Origin of the sequence: Streptomyces thermolilacinus SPC6 (assembly GCF_000478605.2) — a bacterium.
In the GTDB taxonomy this organism is placed as follows: Bacteria; Actinomycetota; Actinomycetes; order Streptomycetales; family Streptomycetaceae; genus Streptomyces; species Streptomyces thermolilacinus.
On the sequence record NZ_ASHX02000001.1, the window covers coordinates 4640568 to 4655367 of the forward strand.

General features: G+C 74.5%; 15 protein-coding genes. 7 read left to right on the plus strand and 8 right to left on the minus strand.

Features of this window, described 5'->3' with window-relative positions:
- Positions 1-144: 144 nt before the first annotated feature.
- A complete protein-coding gene (locus J116_RS20045) occupies positions 145-1188 on the minus strand; it encodes a rod shape-determining protein (RefSeq protein ID WP_023588855.1) in 1044 nt (347 codons plus the stop codon).
- A 230-nt stretch (positions 1189-1418) separates the two neighbouring features.
- On the opposite strand from J116_RS20045, the gene J116_RS20050 reads away from it, so the two are divergent.
- Positions 1419-1667 (plus strand): SCO4226 family nickel-binding protein, encoded by a 249-nt coding sequence (locus J116_RS20050; RefSeq protein ID WP_023588856.1) that lies wholly within the window; start codon positions 1419-1421, stop codon positions 1665-1667.
- Positions 1668-1858: 191 nt separating this feature from the next.
- Positions 1859-2698: an SCO2400 family protein gene (locus J116_RS20055; RefSeq protein ID WP_023588857.1), complete on the plus strand. Its 840-nt coding sequence runs from the start codon at positions 1859-1861 to the stop codon at positions 2696-2698.
- A 105-nt stretch (positions 2699-2803) separates the two neighbouring features.
- Here J116_RS20055 and J116_RS20060 read toward each other — a convergent pair whose 3' ends face one another.
- A complete protein-coding gene (locus tag J116_RS20060; RefSeq protein ID WP_028964297.1) occupies positions 2804-3241 on the minus strand; it encodes a MarR family winged helix-turn-helix transcriptional regulator in 438 nt (145 codons plus the stop codon).
- Between the two features lie 90 nt (positions 3242-3331).
- On the opposite strand from J116_RS20060, the gene J116_RS20065 reads away from it, so the two are divergent.
- The 3 genes from J116_RS20065 to J116_RS20075 all read left to right on the plus strand — a co-directional run bounded on the left by J116_RS20065 (position 3332) and on the right by J116_RS20075 (position 5774).
- Complete coding sequence (locus J116_RS20065) at positions 3332-4351, plus strand: NADP-dependent oxidoreductase (RefSeq protein WP_023588859.1); 1020 nt, start codon at positions 3332-3334, stop codon at positions 4349-4351.
- A gap of 63 nt (positions 4352-4414) precedes the next feature.
- On the plus strand, positions 4415-4837 hold the full coding sequence (locus J116_RS20070) for an organic hydroperoxide resistance protein (protein WP_023588860.1): 423 nt from the start codon (positions 4415-4417) through the stop codon (positions 4835-4837).
- Positions 4838-4958: 121 nt separating this feature from the next.
- Entirely contained in the window at positions 4959-5774 is an 816-nt protein-coding gene (locus J116_RS20075) for an EI24 domain-containing protein (RefSeq protein ID WP_023588861.1), read from the plus strand.
- Positions 5775-5852: 78 nt separating this feature from the next.
- Here J116_RS20075 and J116_RS20080 read toward each other — a convergent pair whose 3' ends face one another.
- The 3 genes from J116_RS20080 to J116_RS20090 form a co-directional block, all read right to left on the minus strand.
- Positions 5853-6575: a carbon-nitrogen hydrolase family protein gene (locus tag J116_RS20080; protein ID WP_023588862.1), complete on the minus strand. Its 723-nt coding sequence runs from the start codon at positions 6573-6575 to the stop codon at positions 5853-5855.
- A gap of 125 nt (positions 6576-6700) precedes the next feature.
- Positions 6701-8029 carry a C15 family peptidase gene (locus J116_RS20085; protein WP_023588863.1) on the minus strand — a complete coding sequence of 443 codons (1329 nt, stop codon included), beginning with the start codon at positions 8027-8029 and terminating at the stop codon, positions 6701-6703.
- Positions 8030-8101: 72 nt separating this feature from the next.
- Positions 8102-8686 (minus strand): TetR/AcrR family transcriptional regulator, encoded by a 585-nt coding sequence (locus J116_RS20090; protein ID WP_023588864.1) that lies wholly within the window; start codon positions 8684-8686, stop codon positions 8102-8104.
- A gap of 154 nt (positions 8687-8840) precedes the next feature.
- On the opposite strand from J116_RS20090, the gene J116_RS20095 reads away from it, so the two are divergent.
- Positions 8841-11294, plus strand: coding sequence for a beta-glucosidase family protein (locus tag J116_RS20095; RefSeq protein ID WP_023588865.1), 2454 nt, complete (start codon positions 8841-8843; stop codon positions 11292-11294).
- A 40-nt stretch (positions 11295-11334) separates the two neighbouring features.
- Here the strand turns inward: J116_RS20095 and J116_RS20100 are convergent, their stop codons facing one another.
- On the minus strand, positions 11335-12219 hold the full coding sequence (locus J116_RS20100; RefSeq protein ID WP_037948043.1) for a GDSL-type esterase/lipase family protein: 885 nt from the start codon (positions 12217-12219) through the stop codon (positions 11335-11337).
- 280 nt (positions 12220-12499) lie between these two features.
- Here J116_RS20100 and J116_RS20105 point away from each other — a divergent pair, with 280 nt between their 5' ends.
- Positions 12500-12994: a DUF3145 domain-containing protein gene (locus J116_RS20105; RefSeq protein WP_023588867.1), complete on the plus strand. Its 495-nt coding sequence runs from the start codon at positions 12500-12502 to the stop codon at positions 12992-12994.
- A gap of 196 nt (positions 12995-13190) precedes the next feature.
- On the opposite strand, the gene fabF is transcribed toward J116_RS20105, so the two are convergent.
- Both fabF and J116_RS20115 read right to left on the minus strand, forming a co-directional pair.
- Complete coding sequence (gene fabF / locus J116_RS20110; RefSeq protein WP_023588868.1) at positions 13191-14453, minus strand: beta-ketoacyl-ACP synthase II; 1263 nt, start codon at positions 14451-14453, stop codon at positions 13191-13193.
- Between the two features lie 66 nt (positions 14454-14519).
- On the minus strand, positions 14520-14768 hold the full coding sequence (locus tag J116_RS20115) for an acyl carrier protein (protein ID WP_023588869.1): 249 nt from the start codon (positions 14766-14768) through the stop codon (positions 14520-14522).
- Between the last annotated feature and the right edge of the window lie 32 nt (positions 14769-14800).

A 14800-nucleotide genomic window follows, 5' to 3' on the forward strand; every position in this document is an offset into this window, starting at 1 on the left:
GCCCCTGCGCGCCCCCCGGAGAAGTCAGGGCCACCGCGCCGCACCGGGAGATGCCGGTCAGCCGCTGCTCGGCCTTTCTTCCATCGGTGAAAGGAACACCGGCCCGGACGGAATGGTTGCAGGGCTCGTCCCGCGGTCGTCTGCTCAGCGTGCGCCCGCCAGCGGGTCCAGGGCGAGCGGCTCGACCCGGCCCTCCAGCATCTCGCCCAGGCCGAGGACCGCGCAGACGTCCGGCCGGTCCGCGATCTGCACGGGCATCCCGGTCGCGTCACGCAGCATCTGGTCCAGGCCGGGCAGCCGCGCGCTGCCGCCGACCATCGTGATGCCCCGGTCCGCGAGGTCCGCCACCAGGTCGGGCGGACAGTCCCGCAGCACCCGCCCGATGCCGTCGAGGACGGCGGTGAGCGGCGTGTGGATCGCCTGGCGCACGGCGGCGGTCTCCACGACGACCGACCTCGCCAGGCCCGTCGCCACGTCCCGTCCGTGGATCTCCGTGGCGGCCGGCCCCTGGGCGGTGAGGCCGTTGCCGTGCAGCGCCAGGTGCAGCGGCCGCACGGACTGGCTCGGCAGCATCAGCTGGTGCTGGTGGCGCAGGTACTGGATGACCGCGTGGTCGATGGCGTGGCCGCCCACCGGGATGCGCTCCGCCGTCACGATCGAGCCCATCGACAACACGGCCACCTGCGTCGTCGCGGCCCCGCAGACGAGGATCATCGTCGCGGTCGGCTCGGCCACGGGCAGCCCGCAGCCGACCGCCGCCGCGATCAGCGTGTCCACCAGCTCCACCCGCCGGGCCCCCAGGCCCACCAGCGTCTCGACGGTCGCGCGCTGGGCGAGCGGGTCGCAGTCGTGCGGGGTGCACGCGGCGGCCCGCAGCAGCGGCTTGCGGCGCAGCTGCCGGCGCAGCCGCTCCCCGAGGAGGCTGCGGAGCATCCGCTGCGCCATGTCGATGTCCACGACACTGCCGCCCGACACGGGCCGTACGACGCGGATGTAGCCGGGCGTGCGGCCGGTCATCCGCTCGGCGAACGCGCCGACCGCGATCAGCCCGCCCGTACGGGTGTTCACGGCGGCCACGCTCGGCTCGTCCACGACGAGCCCGGCCCCCTTCACGAAGACGCGGGTCCTGGCGGCCCCGAGGTCGACGGCGACGTGGCAGCGGCGGAGCTGCTCAAGACTGACGGTCACGGCTGATCCTCCCGAGAGCGGTGTATGTCTGCATCGTCCGGCCGCCCCGTGCGCCGCGCGCGCTGGGCTGAGCCGGTCGGGCGTACGCACCTGACGGAGGGTCAGCCGACGGTTCCCGCAGGACCCGGCGGCGCGGAGCGGCGGCCCCGGCCCCGCGCGCCGTGAGGGCCGGGCGGGCGCACCATGGAGGGGAGGGGGACGGACGGGAACCGGACGGAGGCGCGGGCGCCATGGGCACGTACATGGACGTTCACCACGGGTTCGAGGGCATCACCGGGGAGCAGCTGCGGGCGGCTCACCAGGCGGACCTCGACAACGAGAAGAAGGAGGGCGTGCACTTCGAGCGGGCCTGGGCCGACCCCGAGTCCGGCACGGTGTACTGCCTCTCCACGGGGCCGTCGAAGGAGGCCGTGCAGCGCGTCCACGAGATCGCAGGGCACAAGGCCGACGAGATCCACGAGCTGCGGATCGAGCTCTGAGCGCGCGCACGTACGCGTACAGGCGCACCTGAACGGGCACACGCGCACGTACACGTGTACGCATCCGCCCAGGCTCCCGCACACCCGGCGCCGGTGCGCCAGCAGGCGCTCCGGGACCGGCGCGTTCCACACAAGATCCTCACACCGCGTCCCGGCCTCGGAGCCCGTACGGCGCATACTCTGCGGGCGCCATGGATTACTGCCACGAGTGCCGGCGGCACCTCAACGGGGCGCTGGCCTGCGCCGGATGCGGCAGGCCCGCCGAGGAGCTGCGGCACGACGACCCCGCGCCGCCCGCGCCGGACCACGTCTTCGAGCTGGCCCGCGACGAGGAGGGGCCGCGCCCGGCGGCCCGTCGAGCCCAGGCGCCGGACAGCGCGCGGTCGCCGGGCCGTGCCCAGTCGCGCCGTGCCGCGCGGGCGGCGGACGGGCGGCGGGCGCGTCGCCGTCAGGGGCGGGCCTTACTGCTCGCCACGACCGGTCTCGTCCTGGTGGCGGGTGCCGTGAGCCTGGCGTCGCTGGCGCTGGAGGACCGCCCCGACGGACCGGCCACCTCCGTACGGGAGGACGACCTCGCCCTCCCGGCGCCGCTGCCCGAACCGTCGCGGAGCACGCACGGGGCGGCGGACCCCGACGAGATCGAGGTGACGCCCTCCGCGTCCGCCCCCTCGGGCGGCTCCTTCGCCCCCGACTCCGCCGGTGACGGCGAGGGCGGCTCCTCCGGTACGCCCCGGTCGTCAGACCCCGCGTCCGGCGGCGAGGCGACGGGCTCCGGGCCCGGCGCCGGTCCGGGCCCCGGCCAGGGCTCGCCGGGGAGCGGCGGCGGGTCCGGCAAGGAGGAGCTGAAGAACCCGGGCGGCCAGAAGCCGCCCGCCTCCCCGTCGGCGTCGGCCACGGCTGTGCCCCCGCCGCCCGGCGACGAGCCGGAGACGCGGCCCACGGCGTCCGGCGACCCCACCCCGACCCCCACGCCGACGGCGACCCCCGAACCGCCGGAGAAGTGCACGCCCTGGCTCTGGTGGTGCTTCTAGCGGCGGAGCGCAGGGCTCCCGGGGGCGCGGCCGACGGCGGCACGGCCCCCGGCGGCACGGCCCGCCGAGGCGCGGCCCCGGCGGCACGGCTCCGGGCCCACCGGCTCACAGCGGCGCGGCCTCGCCCAGCATGCGGCGCAGGAGGTCCCGCAGCAGGGCCCGTTCCGCCACGGAGAGCCCGGCCAGCGGCTCGCGCGCGAAGTCCAGGGCGTCCCGCAGGCGGCGCGCGGTGGCCCGGCCCTCCTCGGTCGGGGCGGCCAGCTTGACGCGGCGGTCGGCGGGGTCGGGGCGCCGCTCGACCAGGCCGCGCGCCTCCAGGCGGTCCACGATGCCGGTCACGTTGGACGGCTCGCACCGCAGCGACACGGCGATGCGCCGCATGGGCAGCGGCTCCAGGGCTAGCAGGCTCAGAACCCGCGCCTGCGCGCCGGTCAGCGAGTGCTGCGCCGCGGCTTGCTCGTACTCCTCGTGGTAGCGGGCGACGACCGTGCCGATGAGCTCCACGACCTCGAGGGTGAGCGGGTCTGTGCGTGTGCTGGCCATGTCCACAAGCCTACCCACATGCTTGACAACCTGAAATATCGAGGAGCATGGTTGTTTCAGGTAATGAAACATCTTCTGGAGGCTCGCAGCATGTCCGCACTCCCCGCGTCCGGCCGTGAATGGCACCTCGTATCCCGGCCGAACGGCTGGCCCGCCCCGGACGACTTCGCGCTCCGCGAGGCGCCGGTCGCCGCACCCGGCGAGGGCCGCGTCCTCGTCCGGAACCTCCACTTCTCGGTGGACCCGTACATGCGCGGCCGGATGAACGACGTGAAGTCGTACGTCCCGCCGTTCCAGCTCGACCAGCCCATGGAGGGCGGCGCGGTCGGCGAGGTCATAGCCTCCAACGCCGAGGGCTTCGCCGTCGGCGACCATGTGCTGCACGGCCTGGGCTGGCGGGAGTACGCCGAGGTCGAGGCGAAGCGCGCCGCCAGGATCGACGCCTCCCTCGCCCCGCTCACGGCCTACCTGGGCGTGCTCGGCATGACGGGCCTCACCGCGTACGCGGGCCTGCTGGAGACCGCCTCCTTCAAGGAGGGCGACGCCGTGTTCGTCTCCGGCGCCGCCGGGGCCGTCGGCAGCCAGGTCGGCCAGATCGCCCGCCTCAAGGGCGCCTCCCGCGTGATCGGCTCAGCCGGTTCCGACGAGAAGGTCAAGCGCCTCGTGGAGGAGTACGGCTTCGACGCCGCCTTCAACTACAAGAACGGCCCCGTGGCCCAGCAGCTGAAGGCCGCCGCCCCCGACGGCATCGACGTCTACTTCGACAATGTCGGCGGCGAGCACCTGGAGGCCGCGATCTCCTCGCTCAACGTCCACGGCCGCGTCACCATCTGCGGCATGATCGCGCAGTACAACGACACGGAGCCCGCCCCGGGACCGCGCAACCTGGCGCTGGTCATCGGCAAGCGGCTGCGCCTCCAGGGCATGCTCGTCGGCGACCACGCCGCCCTCCAGCCGCGCTTCGTCGAGGAGGTGTCCGGCTGGCTGCGCTCGGGCGCCCTGAAGTACGACGAGACGATCGTCGAGGGCATGGAGAACGGCGTGGACGCGTTCCTCGGCCTGCTGCGCGGTGACAACACCGGCAAGATGATCGTTTCGCTGACCCGCTAGGCTCCCTCCAGGCCGTCGCGATCGTGGGCGCGAGTCGCGGCGCTTCACAGGAGGAACCTCTACATGTCCATCCAGCAGTCCGACGTCCTGTACACCGCGACCGCCACCGCAGAGAACGGGCGGGACGGCCGCGTGGCCACGGACGACGGGGCGCTCGACGTGGTCGTCAACCCGCCCAAGGCGATGGGCGGCTCCGGCGCGGGCACCAACCCGGAGCAGCTCTTCGCCGCCGGGTACAGCGCCTGCTTCCAGGGCGCGCTCGGCGTGGTCGCCCGCCAGGAGAACGCCGACGTGTCCGGCTCCACGGTCACGGCGGAGGTCGGCATAGGGAAGAACGACGACGGCTTCGGGCTCATCGTGAAGATCTCCGCGACGATCCCGAACGTCGACGCCGCCACCGCTCGCGAGCTGATCGAGAAGGCCCACCAGGTCTGCCCGTACTCCAAGGCGACCCGCGGCAACATCACGGTCGAACTGGCCGTCTGACACGGGCCGTCCGACCACGGGGGCAACCGCCCCCCGGCCGTCGCACCGGCTGCCCAGGGCCGCATCCCCGCCGGGGATGCGGCCCTTCGGCGCCCACCGCACCGCCCGATAGGGTGAGCCCATGCGTGATCTTGGCAAGGGCTTCGGCTTTCTTCTGCAGGGACAGCGGTGGGTCGGCCGGCACGGCCGCTGGTTCGGGTTCGGGCTGCTCCCCGGCCTCGTCACCCTCGTCCTGTACGCCGGCGCGCTGGCCGGCCTCGTCTTCGGCGCCGACGACCTCACCGCGTGGGCGACCCCGTTCGCCGACGACTGGTCGTCGCCCTGGCAGGGCCTGTTCCGGGGCTTCCTCACCGCCCTGGTCTTCGCCCTCGGCCTGTTCCTCGCGGTGATCACCTTCACGGCGGTGACGCTCCTCGTCGGACAGCCCTTCTACGAGTCCCTCTCCGAGGAGGTGGACCGCTCCGAGGGCGGCCGCGTCCCGGAGTCCGGGCTGCCGTTCTGGCGCGAGCTGTGGATCTCCGCCCGCGACAGCCTCCGCATCGTCCTGCGCGTCGCGTTCTACGGCATCCTGCTGTTCGCCCTCGGGTTCGTCCCGGTGATCGGCCAGACCGTCGTCCCCGTACTGGGCTTCTGCGTCTCCGGCTACTTCCTCACCGAGGAGCTCACCGCCGTCGCCCTCCAGCGCCGGCGCCTCGACCTGAAGGAGCGGCTGCGGCTGCTGCGCGGCCGCCGCATGATGGCCATCGGCTTCGGCGTGCCGCTGACCCTGGCGTACCTGGTGCCGTTCGTCGCCGTGTTCCTCATGCCGGGCGCCGTCGCCGGTGCCACCCTGATGGCCCGCGAGCTGGCACCCGACACCGGGGACGGCCCGCGCCCCGACCCGGCCGCGGACCCCGGAGCGCCCGCCCCGGCCCCGTACGGCTTCCACAAGGACTGAACGCCGAGAACCCGTACGGGACCGGCGCGCGACCGCCCGGTCCCATAAGGCCCCCACGCAAACCCGACGCCCCAGCAGCTAGCCGATGTCGGCGCGTACGAGGCCGGGCCCGGCGGGGTCCGCCTCGGCCAGCAGCACACCGTCCGGGCCCCACACCGCGCTGCGACCGCAGCCGGTCCAGGGCCCGGCGGCGCCCACGTGGTTGGCGAGGACCACGGGCAGGCCGCTCCGCCGGGCGATGGCCGGGTACACCGTGGCCCGCTCGCGCGCGCCGTCGCCCGTCCCGTACAGCGAACTCGCCAGGTACACCGCGCAGCCGTCCGCCGCCGCCCGCTCGCCCAGCTCCGGGAAGTGGTTGTCGAAGCAGGTGGCGAGCGCGAACCGGCGGCCGTCCAGCGTGAACCGCCCGTCCGCCGCGCCCGCCTCGAACACCCGGCTCTCCCCCTCGAAGAGGTGCTGCTTGTCGTAGCGCGCGAGTGTCGAGCCGTCCGGTCCGATGACGTACGAGGTGAGGTACGGCCGCCGCCCGCCCGGCTCCCGGCCGGGCGCGGGCCCGTTGACGACCGCCGCCGCCCCGGCCGCGCGGCACGCCTCCCGCAGCGGGTCGAGGCGGGCGTCGTCGGCGGTCACCCACAGGCCGGGGTCGGCGGCGATGAGGTCCAGCTCGTAGCCGGTCAGCGTCAGCTCCGCGAAGACCACCACGCGCGCCCCGTCCGCCGCGCGGACCATCGCCGCCATCGTCCCGGCGTTGGCGCCCACATCCCCGGGAACGGCACTGAACTGGCCCGCTGCAACGATCATGCCGCGATTATCCCCGGCCCGCGCGGACGCGCCCCCGGCCGCCCCCGGACGCGCGTCCGGTACGCCCCCGGTTTCGACCGCCACGGCCCGGCATCCGGGCCCAGCGCCCCGGCAGCGCCCGCGCCTCAGCGCCCCACTCGAGCCTCCCCGGCCCCGGAACCGACCCTGGCCCCGGCCCGGGAACCGGCCCCGGCCCCCGCCGCAGTCGCGACGATGGCGCGGACCTGCGCGGTGATCGCCGCCCGGTTCCGCAGCAGTTCCGGGTCCTCGACCGCGTCCGTGCTGCCCGCCCCGAACCGCAGGACCGGCGTGTGCACATGGCCGCCCGGCAGGTCCGCGAGGCCCAGCCGGTCGCGCAGCAGCGTGGCCCGGTACGCGATCTCGTTCGACAGGTAGTCGCCGCCCCCGCCCGCGCGTGCCGCCGACCCCGGAGTCGGCCCTTCCGCCCGCACCACCGGCGCGGTGCCGCCCGCCGGGACCTCCGTGACCTGCGTGTTGTCGTACACCGGGAACGGGCCCGTCGCCGCCGCCGTGATCGCCTCGTACGGCAGGCTCGTCACCGTCCACTGCGGCCGCGTCGCCGGGTCGTCCACCGGCACGGGGCCGGCCGACGACACGTTCTCGTTGTCCGGGAAGCCGCCCCGCCACGCGCCGTTGAACCGCTCCAGGTCGAAGCGGCCCACCCGCCCCTGGCTCACCGTGGTGAACAGGTCCACGCGCGGCAGGTGCGGCCGCAGCGCCCGTTCCACGGTGCCGTCCGCGAAGTCGCGCCAGCGCACCGGGAACACCGCCGTCTCCACCCGCGCCCACCCGCCGTCCGGGGTGCGCACCAGCGTCCCGTCCAGGGCGAGCGCGGCCGCGCCCGACGGGTTGCCGATCCGGACGTCCCGGTCCAGCGTGAACGGGTCGAACCCGGTCAGCAGGACCCGCTTCACGCCCCGCCCGTGCGGGTAGCGGATCGCGTCCTGACCGCGCGACGACGACTCCAGCCGGTCCAGCAGCCGCGCCCGTGCCTCACCCGACAGCCCGAACCGGGGCTCCCACACGCGCAGTTCCCGCGTCATGGCCAGTCGCGCCCAGTACAGCGGCCGGTCGTCGTCCCGCGCCAGGTCACCGCCCGCGGGGCCCCGGCCCTGCGCCCGGTCCACGGCCCGCCGCCACAGCGCCGCCCCGTGCCGTACGACGGCCCGCTCGGCGCCCGCGTACGACCCCGCGCCGCGCAGCGCGGCGGCGAACCGGGGCGCCTCCCCGTCGAACCCGGAACGCCGCAGGATCTCGCGCGGCACGTCCCGGTCGAGCCGCGCCTCCTCGACACCGGGCCCCGGAACGGCCGCTTCCGCAGCGGCGGGCCCCGGCGAGGCGAAGGCGGGCGACGCCCCAGGGGCCAAGGACAGGGAAAGGGACAGGGCGGTGACGACGGCCGCGAGGGCCGGACCGAGCGCGGTGGTACGCATCCGTGACACGGGAGTCCTTCCGTCGGGTCCCGGCAGTATCCCGGCCCACCCGCAACTCCCGCCACCATGCGTCTACTTCCCGTTCTCCATCCCCAGCAGCCCCAGGAAGTCCCGGAACGCCGCCGCCATGTCCACCGCCTCCGGGTCCAGCAGCCACTGGTACTGGAGCCCGTCCAGCACCGCCGTCAGCAGCGGCGCCGCCCGCTCCGGAGTGAGCCCGCCGGGCAGCCGCTCGCCGAACTCCGCCCGCAACAGCCCCGCCATGTCCTCCCGTACGCGCGCGTAGCGGCGGGGGGAGAAGTCGCGCGCCGGATGCTCGTCCGTGACGCTCTCGCCGAGCAGTGCCGAGAACGTCTGGACCACCCCGGGCCGCATCGCGTTGTAGTCCACCAGCGTCGCCAGCAGGTCCAGCCGCCACGCCGCCCGCCCCGTCGCGCCGCTGCCACCCGTGTCCCACCGGTCGCGCTCCTCCAGCACGGCGACCAGCAGCGCGGACTTGCTGGGGAAATGGTGCAGCAGGCCCTGCTGGGTGAGGCCCGCCCGCTCGGCGACCGCCGCGAGCGAGGCACCCCGGTAGCCGCGCTCCGCGATCACCTCGAACGCCGCGCGCAGGATGTCCGCCCGCCGCTCCGCGCTCCTGGGTCTGGAAGCCGTCACCTCTCACCTCCGCGTGCCCGACGACAGGACCGTACGGCATCGCCCCGCCCCGCGACCGACCGCCCGGCATGTCACGAACGTGTAACAACACCTACCGTTCGTCAGGCTCCGGTTCACCATGGACGCCACCCGACGACAGGGAGGGACGACTACCATGACGGCCGACGAAGCGGCAGAGGCAGAGGCAAGGATCGAGGCGGCGTTCGGCGCCCTCGATCTGGACACGAAGGCCCGGCTGCTCGCCGGACAGGACATGTGGACCCTCCCGGCCGTCCCCTCGATCGGCCTGGCGTCCCTCGTCATGTCCGACGGCCCCGTCGGCGTCCGGGGCGTCCGCTGGACCGCCGACGACCCCTCCGTCACGCTGCCTTCCCCGACCGCGCTCGCCGCCTGCTGGGACCGGGACCTCGCCCGCCGCGCCGGGCGGCTCCTCGCCCAGGAGGCCCGCCGCAAGGGCGTCCACGTCCTGCTCGCCCCGACCGTGAACCTCCACCGCTCGCCGCTGGGCGGCCGCCACTTCGAGGCGTACAGCGAGGACCCGTACCTCACGGGCGAGATCGGCGCGGGTTACGTGCGGGGCGTCCAGGACGGCGGGGTCGCCGCCACCGTCAAGCACTTCGTCGCCAACGACGCCGAGACCGACCGCTTCACCGTGGACAACGCCGTCCCGCCCCGCGCCCTGCGGGAGCTGTACCTCGCCCCGTTCGAGGCGATCGTCAAGTGCGCCCGACCCTGGGCCGTCATGGCCGCGTACAACCAGGTCAACGGCGTCACCATGACCGAGCACCGGCAGCTCCAGACCGAGGTGCTGCGCGACGAGTGGGGGTACGACGGGGTCGTCGTCTCCGACTGGTTCGCCGCCCGCTCCACCACGGGCGCGCTCACCGGCGGCCTCGACGTCGCCATGCCGGGCCCGCGCACCGTGTACGGCGACGCCCTCGCCGCCGCCGTGCGGGCCGGGGAGCTCGACGAGGCGCTCGTCGACCGGTCCGTACGCCGGGTGCTGCGCCTCGCCGCCCGCGTCGGCGCCCTCAAGGGACCCGGACCGGCCGTACCGCACCCGCCGGAGGCGCTGGACGGCGAGGCCCTGGCCCGGGAGATCGCCCACCGCTCCTTCGTCCTCGTGCGCAACGAGCACGACGTCCTGCCCCTCGACCCCGCCCGGCTCCGCCGCGTCGCCCTCGTCGGCCCCGCCGCCCGCGACGCCCGGGTCCTCGGCGGCGGCTCCGCCCAGGTCTTCCCCGCCCGCACGGTCTCCCCGCTCGACGGCCTCACCGCCGCCCTGCCCGACGCCGCCACCCTCACCTACGCGCCCGGCGCGGACCTCTCCGACGAACCCGAGCCGGCCGGACCCGGCTTCGCCCTGCGCGCCGTCTGCCGCGACCCGTCCGGCGCCGTGCTCGCCGACGTACCGCTGCCCTCCGGCCAGATCCAGTGGGTCGGCACCGACCTGCCCGACGGGGTCGCCCACGAGACGCTCCACACCGTCGAGGTCACCGGCACGTTCACCCCGCGCGAGAGCGGCGACCACGCCTTCGGCACACGCGGCCTGGGCGCGTTCCGGCTCACCGTCGCGGGACGCGTGCTGTACGACGGGACGCAGGAGGCGGGCGGGGAGGGCGACCCGTTCGAGGCGTTCTCGGGCTCGCCCGTCGAGCGCGGCACGGCCCGCCTCGCCGAGGGCTCGCCCGTCGAGGTGTCCCTCCGCCACACCGTGGACCACGAACGGCCCGCGCCGCTGCCCGCCGTCGTCTTCTCGCTGCTGCACCGCCCGCCGCGCCGCGACCCCGACGAGTTGATCGCCGAGGCCGTCGAAGCCGCCCGTGCCGCCGACACCGCCGTCGTGGTCGTCGCCACCACCGAACGCGTCGAGTCCGAGGGCTTCGACCGCGCCGACCTGCGCCTTCCCGGACGCCAGGACGACCTGGTCCGCGCCGTCGCCGCCGCCAACCCCCGCACGGTCGTCGTCGTCAACGCCGGAGCCCCCGTGGAGATGCCCTGGCGTGACGAGGTGGCCGCCGTGCTCCTCACCTGGTTCCCCGGCCAGGAGGGCGGCGCCGCCCTCGCCGACGTCCTCCTCGGCGCCGAGGAGCCGGGCGGGCGCCTGCCCACCACCTGGCCGGCCGCCCTCGCCGACGCCCCGATCACCACCGTCACCCCGACCGACGGCGAACTGCGCTACGACGAGGGCCCCTTCATCGGCTACCGCGCCTGGGACCGCGTCCCCGGACGCCCCGCCCCCGCGTACCCCTTCGGCCACGGCCTCGGCTACACGACCTGGGAGTACGAGTCCCTCATCGTCACCCCCACCACCGCCCGCGTCCGGGTCCGCAACACGGGCGCGCGCCCCGGCCGCGAGGTGATCCAGCTGTACGTCGCCCCCCGCGCCGACCTGGTCGAACGCCCCGCCCGCTGGCTGGTCGGCTTCGCGAGCGTGACGGCCGCGCCCGGCGGCTGCGCGGAGGCGGAGGTCCGGCTCGCGCCGCGCCTGTTCGACATCTGGGACGAGAAGACGGGCGCCTGGACCGCAGTTCCCGGCCAGTACGAGATCCGCGCCGGCCGCTCCCTCACCGACACCCGCCTCGCCGTCACCCTGGAACTCGACTGAGGCCGACGCACGCACAGGGCCGGGGCGGCAGGAAGGGCCGCTACGCGGGCGGCCGCGCGGCCGTGACGGTGCGGTAGGCGATCTCCGCCAGCCGCCCCTGCCCGTCCCGGCTCGGGTGGAACACGTCCCAGGGGCTCAACTGCGCCCCGTCGAAGGCGTACGCGAACACGGCGCCCCCGTCGTGGCGGCACCGCTCGTCGCGGGCGCACACCTCGCGCATCACCTCGTTGTACGCGACGACCCGCTCCCGCACCCGGTCGCGCCGCTCCCGCGCCACCGTCCCCAGGTCCTGGGCGTCGGCCAGCATCGACGCGCACACCCCGAGCCGCCACACCCGCTGGCCCACCGGGTGGTCCCGTCCCTGCGACCACAGCCGCCGCAGGTCCGGGACGCCCGCCACGTACACCTGCGTCGTCGGCGCGTCCTTCCGCAGCCGGGCCATCGCCGCCTCGAACGACGCCCGGAACTCCGCGACCGGCGTCATCAGATCGACATGCGGCCGACAGGCGTCGTTCGCGCCGATCATCACCGTCACGAGACCGGGCCTGTGCCGCGCCGCCTGCGCCATCTGCTCGGGCAGCTCGGCGACGCGCGCCCCCGACCGGGCCAGGTTCCAGCTGCGGGACGCGAGCGCGGGCGCGCCGACCAGCCGCAGCGCCAGACTGTTCACCACCGGGTCGGAACCGGTCGCCCACGACACTTCCGGACAGTCCGTCAGCAGCCCGCAGGCGTCGAAGCCGCGGGTGATGGAATCGCCCACGGCGGCGACGGAGGACGGCCGCGGGTTCCACAGCGACGTGGGGGAGGGGCTGGGCCGCACCGTCGCGGCCGGACGTCGCCCGGCGTCCGCGCCGTTGCTGCTTTCGGGGGACCCCAGACACCCGGACAGCGCCGTGCCGCAGACCAGCGCCGCCACCGCCGCCAGAGCCGTCGCGCGGCGGGCGCGGCGGACCTGGGGAGCGGGGGTGTGGGCGGCGCCCTGGCGGGTGAAAGCTTCGTGTCGTTGGGCCACGGGACCGACCGTACGTCATCCCAAGCGCCCCGGCGCACGGTAGCTTTTCCCCGTCGAACCAGAGGCGCCTGGCCGACCGGCTCCGGTAAATTACATCACGTCACGAGCTGTCCCTTTTGCGGAGTTTCGCTCCCGATGCTGTTTACTGAGGCCGCTGGGAAAAGGCGAACCTCGTCCCACACTGGAGGTCCCGGTGACGACACGTGGAGTCCTGTACGTCCACTCCGCGCCGCGCGCGCTGTGCCCGCACGTCGAATGGGCGGTCGCGGGAGTGCTCGGCACGAGGGTCCAGCTCGACTGGGTCCGCCAGCCGGCCTCACCGGGCACGTGGAGAGCCGAGTTCTCCTGGCAGGGCCAGCCGGGCACCGCCTCCAAGCTGGCCTCCGCGCTGCGCGGCTGGCAGATGCTGCGCTTCGAGGTGACCGCCGAACCCTGCTCCACCGCCGAGGGCGAGCGCTACAGCGCCACCCCTGACCTGGGCATCTTCCACGCGGTCATCGGAATCCACGGCGACATCATGATTCCCGAGGACCGGCTCCGCGCCGCCCTCGCCCGCTCCGCACAGGGCGAGACCCTGCTGGAGGCGGAGGTCGCCAAGCTCCTCGGCAAGCCCTGGGACGACGAGCTGGAACCCTTCCGGTACGCGGGCGAGGGCGCCCCCGTCCGCTGGCTCCACCAGGTCGTCTGACCGGCCCGCACACCCCCCGCCCCGCACCGGAAGGTGCCGTACGGCAAGCCGCCCCGAAGGTGAAGAGGCCCCCACCCGAGGTCGGGTGGGGGCCTCTTCACGTCGTACCGGCCCGTCGTGCGGGTCTCACGCCGCCTACGGGCCGCGCGTCCACGGGTCTACGCGTCGGCGCGCCTGCGCTTCTGCGAGGCGCGTGTCAGACCGTGCGGAAGGCGAGGACCACGTTGTGGCCGCCGAAGCCGAACGAGTTGTTGATCGCAGCGATGGTGCCCTCGGGCAGCGGGCGGGCCTCGCCGCGCACGATGTCCGCGTCCACCTCTTCGTCGAGGTCCTCGACGTTGATGGTCGGCGGGGCCGTGCGGTGGTGCAGCGCCAGGACCGTCGCGACGGTCTCGATGCCGCCCGCGCCGCCCAGCAGGTGACCCGTCATCGACTTGGTCGCGGAGATCGCGACGTGGTCGAGGTCGTCACCGAGGACCTTGCGCAGAGCCTTCACCTCGGCGACGTCACCCTGCGGGGTCGAGGTGGCGTGCGCGTTCAGGTGCACGACCTCCGACGGCTTGAGGCCGGTCGAGTCCAGCAGGTTCTGGAGGGCGGCGGCGATGCCCCGGCCGGTCGGCTCGGGCTGCGCGATGTGGTGGCTGTCGGCGGACAGGCCCTGGCCGATGGCCTCGCAGTACACGCGGGCGCCCCGCGCGGCGGCGTGCTCGGCGGACTCCAGGACGATCACCCCGGCGCCCTCGCCCAGCACGAAGCCGTCACGGCCCTTGTCGTACGGGCGCGACGCCTTCTCGGGCTCGTCGTTGTTCTTGGACATCGCCATCATGTTGGCGAACGCCGCGATGGGCAGCGGGTGGATGGCCGCCTCGGTGCCGCCCGCGACGACCACGTCGGCACGTCCCGTACGGATCATCTCGATGGCGTAGCCGATGGCCTCGGCGCCCGACGCGCACGCCGACACGGGGCTGTGCACGCCCGCCTGGGCGTTCACCTCCAGGCCGACGTTGGCGGAGGGGCTGTTGGGCATGAGCATGGGCACCGTGTGCGGGGAGACCCGCCGGGCGCCCTTCTCCTTCAGTACGTCGTACTGGTCGAGCAGGGTGGTCACGCCGCCGATGCCGGAGGCGATGACGGAGCCGAGCCGCTCCGGACGGACCCGCGTCTCCTCACCGGCGGGGCCGGTGAAGCCCGCGTCCGCCCACGCCTCACGCGCGGCGACCACGGCGAACTGCGCGGAACGGTCCAGCTTGCGCGCCAGCGGCCGCGGCAGGACCTCCAGCGGGTCCACGGCCACGCGGGCGGCGATCTGGACGGGCAGGTCGGCGAAACGCTCGCCCTCAAGGGGCTTGACGCCGGAACGCCCGGCCTTCAGCCCCTCCCAGGTAGAGGCGGAATCGCCACCCAGCGGTGTGGTTGCGCCGATACCGGTGACGACCACGGTGCGATTGGTCGAGCTCACAGGAATTCTTTCTCCACGTGTATGAGGTATGCGTGAAAACGGCGCCACCGCCGGGTGGCGAACCGGTCAGGCCTGGTGCGTCAGGATGTAGTCGGCCGCGTCGCGGACGGTCTTGAGGCCCTTGACGTCGTCGTCCGGGATCTTCACGCCGAAGCGCTCCTCGGCGGCGACGACAACCTCGACCATGGACAGGGAGTCCACGTCCAGGTCGTCCGTGAAGGACTTGTCCAGCTCGACGTCCTCGGTCGGGATGCCGGCGATCTCGTTGACGATCTCGGCGAGACCCTCGACGATCTCTTCCAGGGTGGCGGCCATGTGGCGCTCCTTCAGTGTGTAGCTCTGTGCTT